The sequence below is a fragment of the Bacillus sp. USDA818B3_A genome, from assembly GCF_009928415.1.
Taxonomy (GTDB): Bacteria; Bacillota; Bacilli; order Bacillales; family Cytobacillaceae; genus Neobacillus.
In genome coordinates this window covers 1-19,125 of sequence record NZ_JAABNN010000017.1, presented here as the reverse complement: position 1 = coordinate 19,125, position 19,125 = coordinate 1, and the positions used below count along the sequence as shown (strand labels likewise).

The following is a 19,125-nucleotide window of genomic DNA, read 5'->3' as shown; positions in this document are numbered from 1 at the left end:
TATTAATTGGATTATTGTGGGGTACGTCTTTAAGTGTTCCACTATGGATGGCATTTTTCGGTTGGATCAAACTACTCATTCAATTTGTTGTGTAAATAGATAGTAATTGTTTAAAGAGTAAGGATCCTGATATCCTTACTCTTTCATTTTTAAAATTAAGTATGCGACACAATCATTTCACAATTCCCATCTACTTGAAATTCGCCAAATCCGATTGGAATAATAAAATGGGTGCCCTTCTTTAATTCATATTCTACCCCATTATGTGAAAGTGTCCCTTCCCCATTAATCACACTGAAGAGTCTGTATTGGTTGTTAAATGCGAACTTGGACGTACCATGAACCTCCCATTTGTAGACGGAGAAAAACTCTGATTCCACATACGTAGTCATTCTAGTATTCCCTTGCTCTTCGAAAGATTTCGTGCTGACGGCATCATGATGAGGTACAGTCGTTACTTCAATGGCCTTTTCCAAATGAAGATCTCTCAAGTTCCCTTCCGCATCACGACGGTCATAGTCATACACTCGGTAGGTCGTGTCAGAGCTCTGCTGTGTTTCTAATACAAGAGTTCCTTCGCATAAAGCATGAATGGTCCCGCTAGGTACATAGAAGAAATCCCCTGGCTTGATTTTAACTCGGCGCAGTAAATCATTCCACTTGCCTTCTTGAATCTGCTCGATCAGCTCTTCCTTTGTTTTCGCATTATGCCCAAAAATCATGTCGGCATCTTCTTTACAATCGATGATATACCAGCATTCTGTCTTGCCGAGTTCTCCATTCTCGTGAACCTTTGCATAAGAGTCATCGGGATGCACTTGGACGGATAAATCCATGTTGGCATCCAAGATTTTTGTTAATAAAGGAAATACCTTTTCCTGTGGATGGCCAAAAAGCTCGGGATGCTCATTCCATAGTTTGTCTAACGTCATCCCCTTATAGAGACCATTTTCAATCACCGAAGGTCCATTGGGATGCGCAGAAATAGCCCAGCACTCCCCTGTGTTTTCACTAGGGATTTCATATCCGAATTCTTTCTGTAAAGCGGTACCGCCCCAAATTCTTTCTTTAAAGACAGGTTGTAAAAATAAAGGTTCCAAAAGCAGTCTCCTCCTAGATATTAATCAGTCATAAATTATATCTTAAAATCATCGATATCTATCTCCAGATATTAGGATACTATATTTCAATAAAGAAGTGGAGAGCTAATTTGTTTTAGAATGCAATCCTGCATAATAACAAGAGGAGCTTCTTCTATCAGGCGCGGATAATGAAATGATAATGGTTTCCCCTTTGGCATTTCTTCTGTACGTACAATAAATTATTACAAAATAAGATTACTTTACCTCTACATAGGGAATGATAAATATTATGTCTGAGGTTAAAGTTAACACTTTCTTGTTTTAGAAAAATACTGGAGACCTTTTGTTCATATACTTTAAACAACAGGAATGTAAACATATATCTTTTGAGGTGAACTTAATGGAAAAGCAAGGGAGTCTGTTAGTAGGTTTAATGTGGGGAGCATCATTAAGTATTCCCTTGTGGCTTGCATTCTTTGGCTGGATAAAATTAATCCTTCAGTTCATCTAATTAATAGTATACTTAGCTAGCTTACATGGAGTGAACCATTTGAAAGAGAATGACGATGGAAGAAATTTTGGTTTAGGATGTTTATGGGGTATTATTTTATCCACCCCTTTATGGATCATTGCCTATTTTTTATTTCGACTTATTTTTAGTTAATTAAAGCATTCTTTATCTCTAGTAACAAATATTGCATTTAGCACTACTATTGCCAAGATTTTCCCTCAAAAAATTATCGAGCTAAGGTACAATATAATTTTGGCCTTCGTTTCCTTGATCCCTCATTTGTGAATTACCTCACAATCAAACTACCAACCGTTGGATACTATTAAATTGATATAAAAATAAGCCAAAATTGCAAAAAACGGAACCAAATTACCAATTTGGTGGGCAAAAACGGGTTTTTGATGCAAAAAGCGGCCTCAAATTCAAGATTTGGAGATTCGAATTCCTTCGCCAAAACCGATATCTTAGAAATGCCAGAAAGGTGGGATTGCCACGATAGCTGGCCAAGATTATTGTGACGAGGTGGCTCATAGGATGAATCTAAAATCTGGAAATATTGAGGGATTTGAACAGTTTTCGCAATTCGAAAGTTTAAAGGAATTTAACCACCATATGGAAATGTGGCTGCTCGATCACAAGAAGGATTTCACAAAAGGTGAATTAGTGGGATTAAAAAGATTAGTGCGGTTCTCTGCCAAAATTCCTGGTGTTTGTAATGCCAAAATTGGAACTATTTTAAAAGCGATTAATCAACAAAGCAAAGAAAACATCCTTTCACGTTCGACTTTTAAACGGATGATTCTTAAAGGCAAACAAATCGGGATTTTCACTGTCTATGAAACTGAAAGAAAAAACGGGTCTCAATCTAGCAATCTTTATGTATTTAATCGTTTTCCCATAAGTGAACCACCCAAACAAGAAAGCATGAACCCCCCTAAAGAAACTACTAATCTTTTAAAAACTGAAAAAGATCAAAAGATAAAAAAACGTAAAGAGGATCCGATTCATTTGGATCACACTTATGTGAGCAACCGTGTTCCAAAGCCTTTTGTTGAATTCATTAAATGTTTCTTTTCAGATGCAAAGCTGATCGAAGAATATTGGCGTATGTCCCATATCATTGCCTATGGATACGAACTTGATCATGAAACAGATCTAATTGTTGACCTTGCCATCCAATCTTTTAAGCAATTAATTCGAAAACTAAAATTAACAAAGGCTGTAAAAAACCCGATTGCTTACTACTGCGGGATCTTAAAAGAGAAATTTTTTCAGTATTATGAAGACATGCTGAATGAAATGCACGAAATAAAACAGATTCAATATAAACCGGTTAGTTACGAATTTAATGGAGAAAGAATCGAGTGGGATTGGTTGAATCAATAAATTCAAAGCAGAAAAAAATACTATTTCGAAATCAGAGCTGAGTGGGGGTCTGACCCCCGAATTCACAAAACGATAGGTCCACGATTCGTAATACGATGAGGGGACAAAAAGAAGAAGAAGAAGAAAAATAAGAAAAAGAAAAACAACAACAAGAACAAGAAGTTTTCCATAAACACATAGAGAACCGTTCAGATGCAGTAAATCTTCAAGTAGATAAAAACTACCCTAAGCCATAATAAACAGCTTGGCACCACAAGATGTACGTTTCTCACATTGTTAACAATTATGTCAAATTTTGACGAATTTTGTATCCTTTAGTACATAGCAAAAACAGATGAACTATATTTAAATAATTATTAGATGAAATCACTCCCATGCTCTCCAACTATACTCCCTTCTATGCCGGTGGCTCTTAAAAAAAGTTGAGGTGAACTGCATGCAAAAACAGGTAACGATAATACTTTTGAACAACTTGAGCTTGCTTTATTAAGATTAAAATTCATTCGGCGAATAGCCGTATAAGGAGATGTAAAATTCATGAACAACCCTTTTTATTTAGTCGATCCAAACGTGGTCTTGATAACCGGAGAATATGATCCATATGGAAAACTTTGCGCAAGAGTCATGATCGGCAGAAAAACCATCCTAGTAAACCAGTCACCACTTCAACTTTTAGATTCCACATTAAAATACATAAGCTTCACTTTAAAAGGAGCCCTTGCCGGTGCAAAAAACATACTCGGTAATCAATATATGTGCCCCATCATCGTTAATCCGTTTCAAGGTATTTGTTTATTTCCTATCAGATCCCCTAAAAAGGAGGATTGTATCTGGTTTAATCCCGACCATATTGTGAAAACCAAAGCCAAAGGCAGTAAGACAGTCGTGAATCTCAGCAATGGCCTTTCCATGATTGTTGATTTAAAACTGCATACTTTTAATAGCAAAATGCAGACAGCGATTCAATTAAAGCGGATCGTCTGTGAAAGAGGGACTCAAGCATTCTCTGTTTCCGAACTTCCTTCGCAGAATCACATAGAACTGAAGACCAATGCAGCAACCGGTAAATACAACTTTGATTCATTAGCTGAATAGTCTTCAAAAAAAGGAATAACAAAGCAAGCCCAACTGCCTCAAATGTCATTTGACTGTCACAACAAAGCTAGATTCAACTTGCTCCAGTCCGTAGCCCAAAAAACCTACCCACTATTTAATAGAGATTGATGACTAATAGGGTTTTGAAAAACGATCGATGATTTAACAGCACAAATTGTAATCGCAATCAAATTAATCATCTAAACAGAAATCAGAAAGGAAGATCCATATTAATCTCAAAAACTTTGGTCCGATATTAAAAAAATTCAGGGATAGGCAGAATCTCTCACAGGAGGAATTAGCTCTAAACTGCTGCCTAGAAAGGTCCTATATCAGTGTCTTGGAAAGGAATATTAAAAAGCCCGGCCTAAAGACCATCTCCGTTCTTTGCAGAGGACTTGGAATCAAAGCATCAGAACTGTTCAAAGCATTAGAAGATCACGATTGATGTACTGGGGTAGCTAGTGGGGAACACGGGATTATTGTAATTCAAAAGTTTTTCACCATTAATCCGTTTTGCTGTCTATAGCCTGTAGAGTGGATTTCATTCTAATTATGTAATGGTCTTAAAAAGGAGATTTTTCCTTGGGCAAAGATAAAGAAAAGACCATGTACATAGGGAATGTTACGAAACGTTTGCGTAAAGCTAAAGGTATGTCACAAGAAAAGCTAGCACTAGATAGTGGGTTAGATCGTTCCTTTTATGGGGAAATTGAAAGAAACGAGAAGACCCCCTCCCTTGACACTACTTTTAGAATTGCGTGGGGATTAGGAATGGAACCGGAGGAGCTAGTAAAGGAAATCAAAGAAAGTATTGCACCATATGATCTTTTTGGTGATGGTAACGGTGATAAGTAGCAGAAATAGGGACGGTTCTGATGGTTTTGACCACAAGAACCATCCCTGTGATTTTCTGGTCCTTTTTTAAGCTTGGTTAATTAGTGTCCGCAAACCTAAAATCCTTACTATTTGGCTGAGAAAGGCCTTTGATTCCTTTGGATTTCTTGAGAATTACCTATACGCTTCATCGTAGTCGCAAGTTCCTAATTTCCTTCGGGGGATCAGCACGTAAAATGATTATTCATCCAACACCATCTTGTAAATCTCCATCTTAGTTATCAGCTTATATTTCTGTAAGTTTTCTAGTAGCCTTTGGCAGTCCCCCTAATCGTGAAAGAATTCCCGCTTATTGGCACCCTGCCACATAATTGTACAGCTTTAATAAGAGCTTCAGCAGATATTGATGGATTACCCTTTAGGTCAGCTATGGTTCTCGCTAGGCGAATCAACTTAATTTGCAAACGATCACTAAGCCCATGCTATAAAGATAGATTCAGTAACAATTGTTTTTGTTTGCTGATGAATGTTGATTTTACTGTGTTTGAAAATAAAAGGAGAAATTCCGGCAAAATCGGGAATTATCCTTATTCCCATAATAATAAGGGTAGATTTTCCTCTTATCTTATCCAAATCTTTAAATTTTGTCTTCTTTAGGACAGTTAACCGGAAAATCTCCTCTTATTTCTATATCTGAAGCTTCCCTTATATACATTAGGCGGAAATTCTCCGACTATTATTTCTCATACCTACACAAAATCGAAGTAATAATGGCGAAGAATCGAGTGGGATTGGTTGAATCAATAAACTCAAAGAAGAAAAGATACTATTTTGGAAATCGCATTGAACGAGAAACACATATATTCATTACCAAGCTCTACGTTATTTATGGGATATCCCTAACCTGCTTCTATTACACCTAACATCATGATTCCCTCCCACGCTTATATAAGTCGAGTCATTCTAAAAAGGGGGGAAAAATCTCCCCCCTTTGCAAAATATTTATTTTAACTTTACTATAAAAGTCTTAATCTCGTAAGGTTTGATTTCAAACGTAAAGGCCTGATTTTCCCTAACCTCTGAAATACCTCTTTCCATCAAATCGCATTCCTGCCATGATTCAATTTGGAAATCACTTGATACTTCCACTGTTCCTCTTGCACCAGCAAATTCATGCAAGCGAATAATGAGATGATCGTTATCTTCCCCTTTCTTAACGGCATCCACCATCACATTCTGAGCGGCAACATTAAACAGGGAAACACTTTGTGTCTGGCCTTCTGCAAAGGTCAATGGATTATTAAGCTCCCAAGCCTGCCGCACCGTATTTCCTTCATACCAGCTTCCAGCATGAGGAAGGATGGAATAAGTAAACAAATGTTCACCTTGGTCAGCCTCTACATCAGGGTAAGTCGCCGACTTTAACAGGGTAAGGCGGATGACATTATCTTTGATATCATGTCCGTATTTGCAATCGTTGAGTAAGCTGACGCCGTAATCTCTTTCAGATAGGTCTGCCCACTGATGGCCAACAGATTCAAATCGTGCGTAATCCCAGCTTGTGTTCCAGTGAGTTGGACGTTTTACATTTCCATACTGAATATCGTAAGTTGCCTCGGTTGCCCGTATGTCAACAGGGAAGGCTACCTTCAACAATTGGTCTTGTTCATGCCAATCAATCTTTGTTTCAAAATCGATTCGCGGATTGTTTGCATATATGACCATTTTCTGGTTGACCCTTGAGTTTGAGTATGTCCATTTAAACTCAACCACACAACGGACCGGACCATTTTCAATCACTTTAGCTTCTTGTAAACTCGTAATCTCTTTCATCTTTTCTTGATAATAAAGTTCGATATCCCAGGCATCATATCGCATTGGCTTATCTTCAAAAACTTGGAACACATTACCACGCGCATGAGGTGCTAAGATATTTCTTTGATTATTCTTGTCATAGATTTTTACTAGCTGACCATTTTCATTCCATGAAATCTCATAATAATTAGAAGAAATGCTATTTCCCGATACATGAAATGACGAAGTGGCAGCTTTCTTTCCCTTTTCATAAACAATAGAGCTTTTTCCGAGAGATGGAATATCATTTACTTTGACAAGCCATGCTCCATCAGAGGTTTGCTGAGCATCGAGCACTTCACCTGTCTCGTTTTTCCACAATAAATCTCCAGTCGTATTCGTGTTAATTTTAACGGTATCATTTCGCTTCCACGAAGAGGAATTATAAATAGAGAACGATTGTTGCCCGTCATTTACCCCTAAAGACTGGGAAGCTTCCTTCCAGGCATTAGCTGCAAGCTCATAGGCTTGTGCATATTCCAGTCTACTGTCTTCGTACACCTCGTGAATGGACGAACCTGGAATGATATCATGGAATTGATTCCGCAGGACGATTTTCCAAGCTTCCTCCAGATCTTGTACAGGATAAGTGGACCATGAACCTGAAAGGATACTGTTCAAGGTATGGAGCCATTCTGTTTCACGAAGAAGCAGCTCCATTTTACGGTTCATCCGTTTATTATAAGCTTGAGAGGTATAGGTTCCACGGTGATACTCAAGATAGAGCTCTCCATCCCAGGTATGAACATATTGATCTGTATTATCAATCGTCTCATGAAGTCTTCTAAAATACTCATCGGCTCTTCCTGTTTTAACAGCCGGCAGGCCAGGCATCTTATCTAATTTTCTCCTCATTTCCAGCATTTCACGATTAACGCCGCCTCCACCATCACCATAGCCGTAGGAAATCAGCAGCTCCTGGTTCACCGCTTTATCACGATATGCCTCCCAAACTCCTTTTACAGAACGAGGAGTAATTTGTCCGTTGTATGTATAGAACCAGCGGTCATCCTCAGGAGTGGTGATAAAATGAGTTAAGATCTCCGTTCCATCGATCCCCCTCCATTTAAACGTATCATGCGGCATTCGATTGTACTGACTCCAGCTAATTTTCGTAGTCATAAACGTCTTAATGCCGGATTTCACTAAAATCTGCGGAAGTGCCCAGCTGTATCCGAAGACATCAGGAAGCCACAAATACTCGCACTCCTTCCCAAAGTTTTCGCGGAAGAATTTAGTGCCCAACAGTAGTTGACGAACAAGCGATTCACCTGACGTTAAATTGCAGTCCGCTTCCAGCCACATGCCACCTTCTGTTTCCCAGCGTCCTTCCTGAACCCGTTTTTCAATTTGCTTAAAAATCTCCGGATAATCATTTTTAATATAATCATATAATTGAGGCTGTGTTTGTAAAAAAACATAATCCGGGTATTTCTCCATCAACCGAAGAACGGTTGAAAACGAGCGTGCCGCTTTTTCCCTTGTATGTTTCAGCCTCCATAGCCAAGCCACATCGATGTGGGTATGTCCAATGGCCGTGACGGTTACGGGATAGTTATTCGGAATTTGCTCAATTTCTTCATTTAAGAGCGCTTGTGCTTGGTAAAGGGAATCATAGAAACCTTCTGAGCCGGAGACAGACCAATCGATTAACAAAAACGCCCTGTCTATGGCCTTTAATAAGGCTTGCCGTTCCGGCTGATTTTCCTCCATATACTCTACAGTTGCGAGTGCTGCTCTTGCGGTGTAATAGAGATCATCGACCTTTTCATCCAGGCAGGCGATAAAAGCCGTTTTCAACTGATGCTCCTGCAAGGTCGGCTTCCCTCCGCCTTCTAGTCCCGACCAAAGCCGGAAGCACATCTCAATGGTAGTGCCTGAATAACTCCCATCCAAAAATACCTCCTGATGGTTCAGGTCGACTCCTTGATACGGCTCTCCATTTACGTAGAGCAGGGACTCAAACCCTGAATTATTCCCACCGCCTGTTTTCCCAAAATCAAAGACTCCAACAATGTTTTGCTTTTCCCATTGTTCAGGAATCGATATGAGCGTTTTTAGCCAAAGGTATCGATCTCTTCCTTCCCATCGCTCTCCTACACTCATCGTCTTCCATAAACCATCCTCGACAGGTCTTTGGGCAATCTTCCCTTCCTCATCTTCTTGGGCTTGGAAAGAGGCCACCGGCAGAATATTTCTATAACGATAGGAATCTAGTTCTTGTATCCTTCTCTCTAGCTTTTCAATAGTCCAAAACATATCAAACACTCCTTTAACTATGGATTATCCTTTGGAAGCTCCGCCCAGGCTGAAGCCTTGGGACATAAATCGCTGGGAAAACATATATAAAATGACAGCAGGCATCGTATAAACCATCGAGAAAGCAGCAAGCTTCCCGTATTCAATCATTCCAAAATTGCCGAAAAACTGAAAAATTGTCACAGAGGCAGGGAATTTATCCGGTGATTGGATTAAAATGTACGGGACGAAAAAGTTCCCCCAACTTCCAGAGAAGGTAAAGATGGCGACCGTGCAAATTCCAGGAATCATCAATGGAGCAACAATTTTCCTTAGCCCTCCCCAAACAGATGCACCATCAATCCACGCTGATTCTTCCAATTCTAATGGCACAGAATCCATGAAGTTTTTCATCATCCAAATCGCATACGGCAACCCTGATGCCGTTAAAAAGAAAATCGTCCCAATAAGAGAATCCTGCAATCGGAGGTAAAGAAAGAGCTGATAGACAGGCACCATGACCGCAGTAATCGGTAAAGCTGTCATAAACAAAATGGTATACATAAATGACTTTTTAAATTTCAATGCATACCGTGAAAGTGGATAAGCTGCCATAATGGCCACAACGACCACCAGCACGGATTGTCCAAATGATAAAAATAACCCAATTCCAAAGGAACGAAGATTGGCCGGATCAGTCAAGATGGACGTAAAGTTCTCAACCGTAAAAGAACTCGGCATTTTTAAAGCTTGCTGGGCATTAGGGTCAAAGGATGCAAACAGTACCCACAAAAGCGGTATGATAAACAAAATACCAATAATCGTTAAAATGATGTATGGTACGACTTTCTCAATCTTGTATCGGTTCACTTCTAACTCCTCCCTTAAACATTGACCTTCATGGACCGGATATAAAACAAGCTTGCACAAATTCCAATGAGAAGCAGGATTAATGATATGGCCGTTCCATAGCCAAGTTGGTAATTTACAAACGCTTGGTTATACATAAAAATAGGAAGAGTTTGTGTGGATGTGCCAGGTCCACCGCCTGTCATCGCAAAAATCAGTGTAAACACACCTAAAGTTTGCAAGGTGACGAGGATCATATTGGTAACAATGGATCCTTTCACCATTGGCAAGACGATACGGAATAATATTTGAAAACGGGAAGCTCCATCTACCACTGCTGCTTCTTGTACACTTTTCGGAACATCATCCAAGGCTGCTTGGAAAACCAGCATCGAAAAAGCAGTTCCGTGCCAGATATTAGCGACTACCACACTGACCATCGGGAACGTATACAGCCATGTAACCGGTTTTAAACCCATATGCTCAAGGAGCATATTTAAGGTTCCATTATCACCTAAGAATGCCACCCAACAAAAAGCGACCACAATTTCAGGGGTTACCCAGCCAGCAATCACAATAATGCCTATGATGCGGCGAAAGGTTCTGTTTTTCTCTTTCATCAGGACAGCCAGAATAAACCCTAAAACCTGCTGGCCAATGACGGCTGACAAAAGTAAGAACACGATTGTTTTTACCACACTAATCCGGAAATTCGGATCTTGAAACATCGTGACAAAGTTTTGGAAACCTATAAATTGAACACTTTTTGCCTCTGTACCTGTTAATGATAGATTCGTAAAAGCAAAATAAAAGGTGAGTAATATAGGGCCGACAAAAAAGATAAGTAATAGAATCCAAGCAGGCAACAGAAAGAGAATCGATTTCAATAGCGTATGATCCTTTTTCGTTTTCTGCCCGATCGTGACTGTTGGTGAGACAACTGTATTTGTATCCATTTCACACCCCGTCCTATTATTTTTAGAATTAGGTTACCTTTTTGGCGTTCAAAAAGGTAACCCATTTATTTCTTTTTCGTTTATTTCTCAATCACGTTATCTGAACCGACAATTTTTGTTACATTGGCCTGATACTGCTTTGCAGCCTGATTTGGTGTTAGTCTGTCTGTTACAACATCCTCGACAAGTGATTGAATTTGAGTCGATACAGTTGGATATTTATCAACTGCCGGACGGAAATGAGTAAATTTCAAAAAGTCAGTGGCTTCTTTAAACATTGGGATTTCCTGATATGTTTTCTCCTGCGCTACATCATTACGCGGAGTCAAGTTCCTTTCTTTCGATAGGAGCGAGAGATTGTTTTCTTTGCTTGAAGCAAATTTAATAAACTCCCATGCTACATCTTTATCATGTGAATTTTTTGGAATTGCTAGAGCCCATCCACCAGACATGGATGTGGTTCCAGGAGCTTGACCATGTTGAGTTGGCATTGGTGCAAACCCTAACGTTTTAAAGGCTTCTGGCCAAGGTGCAGCACCCGTCTCACCCCATGTGCCTGCCTGCCAGAATCCATCTAGTCCGATGGCAAGCTTTCCTTTAGGCATTAGTTGCTGATAAGCTACAGAACCTCCCTGTCCACTTAATACTTGAGAAAGATTAGGTCCAAGCTTCTCCTTATATACGGTATGAATAAAATTGAATGTATCTGTAAGCCCCTGGCTTTTTACAATCCACTTTTTCGAATCATTATCATATAGAGGTGTTTCCGTACCATAAAGAAGCATTTCAAATGTTTGCATCGATGTGGCTTCCCCTGTTGCTTTTCCTGAGTTCATCCATAACGGTGTCACACCAGGCACCTTATCTTTTATCGTTCTAGCTGCTTGCAGGATATCATCCCAGTCTTTAGGCTCCCATGGAACGGGAAGACCCGCTTTTTGGAATAGATCCTTGTTATACCAAAGCCCTCGGGAGTCCGTGTTATAAGGCACCCCATAAATTTTTCCATCCTGTGCCATTACCCCTTTTTTCACACTGTCATTATAGTTGCTCCAATCACTCCAGCCCTTGATTCGATCATCAAGTGGCTCTAAATAGCCTGCACTTGCATCTGAATTGACCATGAAGGTATCCTCTGTGACGATATCAGGTGCCGTATTAGGGGATTTCAGCATTAAAGCAATCTTGGCAAAATAATCACCCTCTGAAACATTAAGCGGTGCCAGTTGAACATCTACCTTTGGGTGATCCTTTTCAAATTGCGGAATGATTTCTTTATTGAGCCAATCCGTCAGCCCCTTATTCGTTCCTCCCCCTGAGCGGTAAGTAATCTTGACTACTTGTTTATCATTGCTGTTGAAGGATGCACCTTCGTTTGAACACGCTGAGCTTATTAAAATACTGCCAGTGATGATGGAAACAGCCGCCATTTTCTTCAACATCTTCTTTTTCATAACTCTCTCCCCTTTAAACTAATTTTCACGATAGAAAGCGGTTACAAAGATGATTTAAAAAATAGGATAATACCTCTGCCCGGTACTTCACTCCTCCTTTTACTTAATTAACTAATTTAATATACCAATAGCTTAATTGATATATCAATTACAAGTCAATATATCATTTTTATTTTTCTTTATATTCGCAAAAAACAGTAAAAAAGCACTAAAAATTGTAAAATAGATTGCACTCTCGTAAATGCCAATGTCCCTTATTTGTCTGTTTTTTCATAAAAACAGGTGGCTAATATTAAAAATATGGAACTGAATTGTAACCATTTGTACTATATGATATATTAAATATATCAAATTATTGGGGATGAGGTTATGGAAACTCCATTATATGAAAAAATTTATCTTACATTATTAAATCAGATTGAGACTGGTCAATTAAAACCAAGGGATCAGGTACCGACTGAGAAAGAACTGGCCGACCACTATCAGGTCAGTAGAATCACCTCTAAAAAAGCGCTTGAGAAATTAGTGCAAATCGGGGCTATTGAACGTATCCGTGGCAGAGGTTCCTATGTATCTGAAATACTTCCCGATTTTGGATCGATCAGTCCAAAGACTAATTTGGACCAAAGGGATCATCTAAATCAAGAAAGGAATCAGTTAATAGGATTAATCATTCCCGAATTCTTTAGGGATTGCTTTGGCAGGCAACTATTAAGTGTCATTGAGAAACGCTGCTCGGAATTGAAGTTTAACTTATTAGTGAAGGTGACATATGGAAGCCAGGAAGAGGAGGAAGAAGCCATCAATACGATGGTCCAGCAGCAGGTTAAAGGGATCATTATTTTTCCAGTCCATGGGCAGCATTACACAACAAGCTTGTTGCGATTGGTGTTGGAGGGATTTCCTCTTGTCTTACTCGACAGATATTTAAAAGGAATCCCGGCTTGTGCCGTTTATACGGATAATCATTCGGCGGCTCAAAATCTAACAGAATTTCTGTTTGCCAAGGGACATGAGCATATAGCTTTTGTTTCACCTCCAGAGGAATATACTTCCTCCATTGAAGAGCGAATGCAAGGGTTTAAAAGCGCTTATTTGCAAAAGGGAGTTGCAGTTAGTCCAAACTATATCTTTGCAGATATGTTCAGTACCTTGCCGACTTTTGATAAATCAGCTGAGTTTTTTGAGGATCAGATAAAGCTACGGAATTTCATTCAGGATAATTCTGATGTAACTGCCTTTATTGCTTGTGAGTATGAAATCGCAAGTGTACTTGCACAAGTATTGAAATCACTTGGAAAATCAATTCCTGATGATTACGCCATTGCTTGTTTCGACCATCCCGGTTGGTTATACAATGATATGATTTTCACTCACATCAAACAAGATGAAGATGTAATCGGAACAAAAGCGGTAGAATTACTTCTCAAACAAATTCAAGGAGAGACGGTACCCGTACAAAATATGGTAGATTACAAGTTGATTGAAGGAAATACCATATAATGCGTAATTTTGCTTAGCTCCGATGTATTTTTATCCTCGAAATATGGAAACTAGATAAAAGTAAAGATCACTAGCATCGTAATGGCCCCTTTTGATCATTAAGCAGTCTCCGTAATTTCGCAAATAAAACTACACCCCTGTCCAAAAGAGCAGGGGTGCAAATTAGTAGTGGTATAAAGGGGCTATACCCTAAGGAATTGGAGCTTATAAAAAGAGAGGAATACACCTTTTAAACTTTCGTAATCTTACAAGGCAACAAGAATCTATCGCCACCATCGCAGTACAAGCGAAGTTAAATATCAATTCTGAGTCGTATCTACAATCACATTCTTTACCAACATTTCTAATAAAAAAAGGGACCACAGGGTTCAATATAACAGCTAAATCATTCCACTTATCCAAGAATGTACCATTGTTTTAATCCTTGAATAAAGTTCCTTTAAACTATCCTCTTCAATCCTTCTCTCGCTTTTTTCTATATGGCTAGATATATTCCCTAGCAACCTAGCTTTATTTAATAGCTCATATGTAAAACTATCAATTATATTATGATCTCTTAGAAACAGAAGACGTTGGTATTGATCTGGAAATCCTCTACGAATAACTGTTTGTTCACATAATTCCCTTGCATACAACTCCGAACCTGTTCTCAAAGCACGAGTAGCAGAGTCAAACATCTTATAACCTAATAGCTTTTCCACCTCATTCAATTCCCACAAAATATTCTTCACACGAGCACTATAAACAACTGCCTCATTCTTAGCGACCACTTCATTCTTCAGTAAATAGCTATGGACGAAGGGCTTATAGTCTCCATCGATATTATAACCTTGTCGGTCATAGCCCTCTTTATTAAAACCTCGTAAATTATATCCTTCTTCATCATAGCCGTCTCGGTTAAACCCATTCCGATCAAAACCTGCTTTATTAAAACCAGATATCATGAACCCATCCCGGTCCAAACCTTCAACATTAAAGCCTAAATGGTCATATCCTTCCTTATCAAATCCATTTGCATCATATCCCTTACAATTGTAACCAAATGAATCAAATCCACTTCGATCATATCCGTTTGAATTATATCCGTTTATATCAAACCCTTCACAATCATACCCATCTCTGTCATAACCATTTAGATCAAAACCTTCTGAGTTATACCCATTCCGATCAAATCCCTCTTTGTTAAACCCTTCCCGGTTATAGCCTTCTTCATTAAACCCTCCACGATTATAGCCTTCCCGGTCAAGGCCATAACGATTGAAACCGTCAATTGCATAACCTTCATCATCCAAAATAGTGCCGTTTTTGTGTATCCCCTCTTGATTGAAACCCTTTCTATTAAAACCATCCTTTGAAAGCCCTAATTGATTAAAGCCGTCACTATCATAACCATCCTTATCTAATCCTTTTCTATCAAAACCACTTCGATTATAACCAAATCTGTCGTAGCCATTTTGATCGTAACCAAATCTGTCGTAGCCTTCTTGATTGAAACCCTTTCTATTAAAACCATCCCTTGAGAGCCCTAACTGATTGAAACCATCTCTATCATAGCCATCCTTATCTAATCCTTTTCTATCAAAACCGCTTCGATTATAACCAAATCTGTCATAGCCATTTTGATTGAAACCAAATTTATCGCACCCATTTTTATCATACCCATTTTTATTAAGACCATTGCGATCGTAAAGCAATCCCGTCACATGAAAACCAAATTTATTAAAACCATCTTTATTAAAACCGTCACTATCATATCCCTGTCTGTCAAAACCCTGCCTATTAAAACCATTTCGATTATAGCCATCAGAATTATATCCCTCTAGATCATAGTGAGTTCTATTAGCTCCATCTCTATTGTTTTCGTTTCCAATTTTCACAACTCTACTATTGCTGCTTTTGTTACTATTCGGATTTAGACTATAGTTATTGGAGCTGATTCTAAGGTTTCCCTGCTTATTATAACCACTTCGATCGTAGCCAGCTATGTTGTAACCATCCTTATTATAGCCCTCATGATCATAGTAACTTCCACTTCTATTATTACCATTCTGATTGTTTGAATTTCTATTTTCTGTAACCTTAGTACTATTGCCTTTGCTATAATCCGCTTTTGAATGATTAGTACTATTTTGATAAAAACCGTACTTATTGGAACCATTTCTATGGTTCCCCTGCCTATCATAGCCTTGCCTATTATAGCCACTTCGATCGTAGCCAGCTATATTGTAACCATCTTTATTATAGCCTTCATAATTAAAGAGTGTTCCATTCTTATGATAGCCCTTCTCATTAAAGCCACTTTTATCATAGGAGCTGTTGTTTAATAAAATATTATTCTGCGAACTCTTATTTTGCTCTGTTGGAAAGATTGACTTAAAAAAACCCATGATTGAACCTCCGAGATAACGAGTCAATATATATAAATAAATTTGAAATGCTTTAAAAATAGAAACATACTATATTATCGCACCTTTTACATATGTTTACAAAATTTTTATAATTCCTTTTACCTAGTTTTAAGCTTCATTATTTGACTTTTCCACCTCCTCATAACTTCAAGAAATTCTTCATCAATATTCCTGTAATTTCAAGGGTGACGCAACTTCTTGGTTATAAGGTCACCCATCCTTTAACCTTTACAACTAATTGCATAATAAAAGTAGGCTAAGGACCCAGCTAGTTCCTAAGGAAACAATAAATAGAATCAACAGTTTTCCTCAAATAAGGATGGTTCATACATCATTTTGGTGAATCCTATCAACCCTGAGTTATAGTATCATCTACAGTAAAAAATTTTATATTAAAATTCTTTTAGGATTGAAACGTAATCGTTTTAACAACACCGTTATTCCTGCAAGCCCAAACATCATTCTTTTGATATTTTGTAACCTATTAATGGTTCCCTCCCGTAATTCCGTTAAATCAAGGTAATGTTATTGCATAATAAACAGTCTTAATATCACTTCTGATGCTTTTAATAAACGTTTGAAGGTAAATAAATGAGTTGGGGGTCTGACCCAAGAATTACACGAATTAAGTGAAGGGCCTCAAGAAAAGCTAATTGTAAAAAAATAGCCGGTTGTAATCAAACCTAAATTTTAATAGATTAGTTGAAATTATAAAAGAAAGAACGGAAAATGCCTTATTTTTTAAGAAAAACTAGATATTATATTTTCAAAATATTTGATATTATCAACTTAATGGATTTATTATTACCAACTAATTGAACATTTTATAAGAGTGGAGAGAAAAGCTATGTCACTAAAAATGGACATTAAAAAGAGAGAGAATGAGCAAGATAATAAAGTACTAGTTGTCTTAATTCACGGCCTAGGTGCCCCCGAAACTTGGAGTAATGAAGATAACGGAAATTGGCAAAAATTAATATTGAACGATCCTGAACTAGAAAATATAGATCTCGGTATTGTTACTTATGATACCGCCCTCGTAATTAGTGGGATACTTAGGATTTCTGGTACATTAAAACTGGGTAAACGTGAGATAAGTATTAGTAAAGATAAGGTTACTGGGATAGGTGTTCTGGCCCGTGAATTAAAACGTGAACTTGATCGTAGATCTGTTAAGAAATATGAGAAAATTATTTTAGTAGGTCACAGTATGGGAGGGCTAATAGGAATACATTATTTACTTCAGGAGATTGAAAACGGAAACCAAACAAAAGTATTCGGCTATCTTAGCATGGCAACACCTTTTAATGGTTCTGCATTAGCGGAATTTCATAAACTTTTTAAAGGAATACAGAGTCATGAGCAAATACAACAATTAAGCCCAAATAACGATTTTCTGGATGAAACGATTAGACTTTGGCAATCAAATTTGGATAGCGATAAACTTAAGAATGTAGATTTTAAGTTTTGTTATGGTATTAAAGACGAGGTTGTTACACAGAATAGTGCCATACCTTTTGTTTCTGGTAAAAAATGGACACAAGGTGTTCCATTGCCTGGTACCCATGGTGGTATCCTAAATATCAATGAACAATATGAATCTGCTGCTTATATAGAATTCAGGGATCATGTATTAAATGTTTGTGAGAATGAGGTTAGTAGTTTGGCAGAGGTAAAAAATGAATCAACGTTGGATGTTTCAATTACGAATTATAAACAAAGCTTTGAACTTACTACAATGAGGACCTTATTAAGTGACCATTTAGATCTCGAATTAGTATTGCACAACAGTGCTGATAGAACTGTTACTGTTTGGGAAATAGTCCTTAAAAGAGGGAATGATAGTAAAGTGCTTGAGTTTGGGGAGGACCTAATCGTACTAGGGCCAGGAGTGAGTAAGAAAAGGAAATTTTCTATCAGGCAAAGTAAAGATGTCTATACCGAATATGATGTATTAGAGACTGTTATAGGCTATGCAAAATCACAAATGCTAATAATTAAAGATAATAACAAAAATGAAGTCTCTATGATAATATTAGATGGGGAAAATCAGGCATTTAAGCAAATTGATATTGATAAAGATATCGAAGAAATCCTAATACGTTTCGGTGAGAGGAATAAGGAAAAATTTTCAGGTTTACAATAATAAAAAGAGTGGAGAGGTAGTCCATGCAATTTGTGTTGCATGGACTTTATATGGAGAAATACAATCATCTAGTCACTTTGTTTTTTCTTATTGAAATACATTAGAAAAACTTTTAGGGTTTATTTATAAAGATTAACTTGGAAATAATTATTTTCAAATCACTAGTGTTTCATAAATAATGTCATATTTCCCCGTTAAATCATCTTTCTTTTTTGAGCTACCTTTTATGTAATACTTAAAGGTGGCTCCGTCGATTTGGATTTTATTAAATCGTTTCATTAAAAATCCCTAAACTGCCTCCTTATTTTTGCAAATTAAACTACACCCCTGTTCAAAAAGAACAGGGGTGCAGTTTAGTAATGTTTTCTTATTAAAAAGGAATAAAGGTGTTATGCCTTAGCAGCTAATCTATCATTTACCATATTCATGACAGCTCTTTGGATAGAAGCTAATTTCTCTTGGCTTTGTTCCACGGAATTTCCTTTAACCCCAAAGTAAATTTTGCCTTAGGCTCAGTTCCAGACGGACGCAGACAGAACCATGAGCCATCGGCTAAATAATATTTCAGAACATTAGATGAAGGCAAATGAATCTTACTTTCAACACTCCACTTGATTTCCTAAGAGAAGCCGCATAGTCCTCCACTGCTTCCACTTCAATTCCCGCTACTTCTGCCGCAAAAATAGCAGATTGAACAGCATCTTTATTGTTTATGGCATCATAAAAATGTAGGATATGGCACCTAATTTGTTTGGCTTCTAGGGGCTAAACAAATAAAAAAACCACTTGTCAACATTCCAAAATAC

The 19,125-nt window shown here is 37.9% G+C and carries 12 protein-coding genes and 2 pseudogenes; 6 read left to right on the top strand and 8 right to left on the bottom strand.

Annotation, left to right across the window (positions count from 1 at the left end; translation table 11 throughout):
* Window positions 1–155: 155 nt before the first annotated feature.
* A complete protein-coding gene (gene manA / locus GXK58_RS20470) occupies window positions 156–1,100 on the bottom strand; it encodes a mannose-6-phosphate isomerase, class I (protein ID WP_160725038.1) in 945 nt (314 codons plus the stop codon).
* Between the two features lie 1,027 nt (window positions 1,101–2,127).
* Here manA and GXK58_RS20460 point away from each other — a divergent pair.
* From GXK58_RS20460 to GXK58_RS20445, 4 genes are all read left to right on the top strand, one after another.
* Window positions 2,128–2,979: a hypothetical protein gene (locus GXK58_RS20460; protein WP_160725036.1), complete on the top strand. Its 852-nt coding sequence runs from the start codon at window positions 2,128–2,130 to the stop codon at window positions 2,977–2,979.
* Between the two features lie 537 nt (window positions 2,980–3,516).
* Complete coding sequence (locus tag GXK58_RS20455) at window positions 3,517–4,074, top strand: competence protein ComK (RefSeq protein WP_160725035.1); 558 nt, start codon at window positions 3,517–3,519, stop codon at window positions 4,072–4,074.
* A gap of 223 nt (window positions 4,075–4,297) precedes the next feature.
* The gene (locus GXK58_RS27760; RefSeq protein WP_202171415.1) at window positions 4,298–4,522 is read left to right on the top strand and encodes a helix-turn-helix domain-containing protein; all 225 of its coding nucleotides are present in this window, start codon (window positions 4,298–4,300) and stop codon (window positions 4,520–4,522) included.
* Window positions 4,523–4,659: 137 nt separating this feature from the next.
* Window positions 4,660–4,932 carry a helix-turn-helix domain-containing protein gene (locus tag GXK58_RS20445; protein WP_160725034.1) on the top strand — a complete coding sequence of 91 codons (273 nt, stop codon included), beginning with the start codon at window positions 4,660–4,662 and terminating at the stop codon, window positions 4,930–4,932.
* Between the two features lie 284 nt (window positions 4,933–5,216).
* Here the strand turns inward: GXK58_RS20445 and GXK58_RS27755 are convergent.
* From GXK58_RS27755 to GXK58_RS20420, 5 genes and pseudogenes are all read right to left on the bottom strand, one after another.
* Window positions 5,217–5,378: pseudogene (locus tag GXK58_RS27755) on the bottom strand (hypothetical protein); the annotation flags it as partial.
* A 535-nt stretch (window positions 5,379–5,913) separates the two neighbouring features.
* A complete protein-coding gene (locus tag GXK58_RS20435) occupies window positions 5,914–9,024 on the bottom strand; it encodes an alpha-mannosidase (RefSeq protein WP_160725032.1) in 3,111 nt (1,036 codons plus the stop codon).
* A 24-nt stretch (window positions 9,025–9,048) separates the two neighbouring features.
* A complete protein-coding gene (locus tag GXK58_RS20430) occupies window positions 9,049–9,873 on the bottom strand; it encodes a carbohydrate ABC transporter permease (protein WP_160725031.1) in 825 nt (274 codons plus the stop codon).
* 14 nt (window positions 9,874–9,887) lie between these two features.
* A complete protein-coding gene (locus GXK58_RS20425; protein ID WP_160725030.1) occupies window positions 9,888–10,808 on the bottom strand; it encodes a carbohydrate ABC transporter permease in 921 nt (306 codons plus the stop codon).
* An 80-nt stretch (window positions 10,809–10,888) separates the two neighbouring features.
* A complete protein-coding gene (locus GXK58_RS20420; protein ID WP_160725029.1) occupies window positions 10,889–12,262 on the bottom strand; it encodes an extracellular solute-binding protein in 1,374 nt (457 codons plus the stop codon).
* A gap of 369 nt (window positions 12,263–12,631) precedes the next feature.
* Here GXK58_RS20420 and GXK58_RS20415 point away from each other — a divergent pair, with 369 nt between their 5' ends.
* Window positions 12,632–13,765, top strand: a complete 1,134-nt coding sequence (locus GXK58_RS20415) for a GntR family transcriptional regulator (protein WP_160725028.1) — start codon at window positions 12,632–12,634, stop codon at window positions 13,763–13,765.
* A gap of 380 nt (window positions 13,766–14,145) precedes the next feature.
* Here GXK58_RS20415 and GXK58_RS27095 read toward each other — a convergent pair whose 3' ends face one another.
* Complete coding sequence (locus GXK58_RS27095) at window positions 14,146–16,152, bottom strand: hypothetical protein (protein ID WP_202171414.1); 2,007 nt, start codon at window positions 16,150–16,152, stop codon at window positions 14,146–14,148.
* Window positions 16,153–17,020: 868 nt separating this feature from the next.
* Between GXK58_RS27095 and GXK58_RS20405 the strand changes: the two genes are divergently transcribed.
* Window positions 17,021–18,319, top strand: coding sequence for an esterase/lipase family protein (locus GXK58_RS20405; RefSeq protein WP_160725027.1), 1,299 nt, complete (start codon window positions 17,021–17,023; stop codon window positions 18,317–18,319).
* A gap of 389 nt (window positions 18,320–18,708) precedes the next feature.
* Here the strand turns inward: GXK58_RS20405 and GXK58_RS27090 are convergent.
* Window positions 18,709–18,991: pseudogene (locus GXK58_RS27090) on the bottom strand (phospho-sugar mutase); the annotation flags it as partial.
* Between the last annotated feature and the right edge of the window lie 134 nt (window positions 18,992–19,125).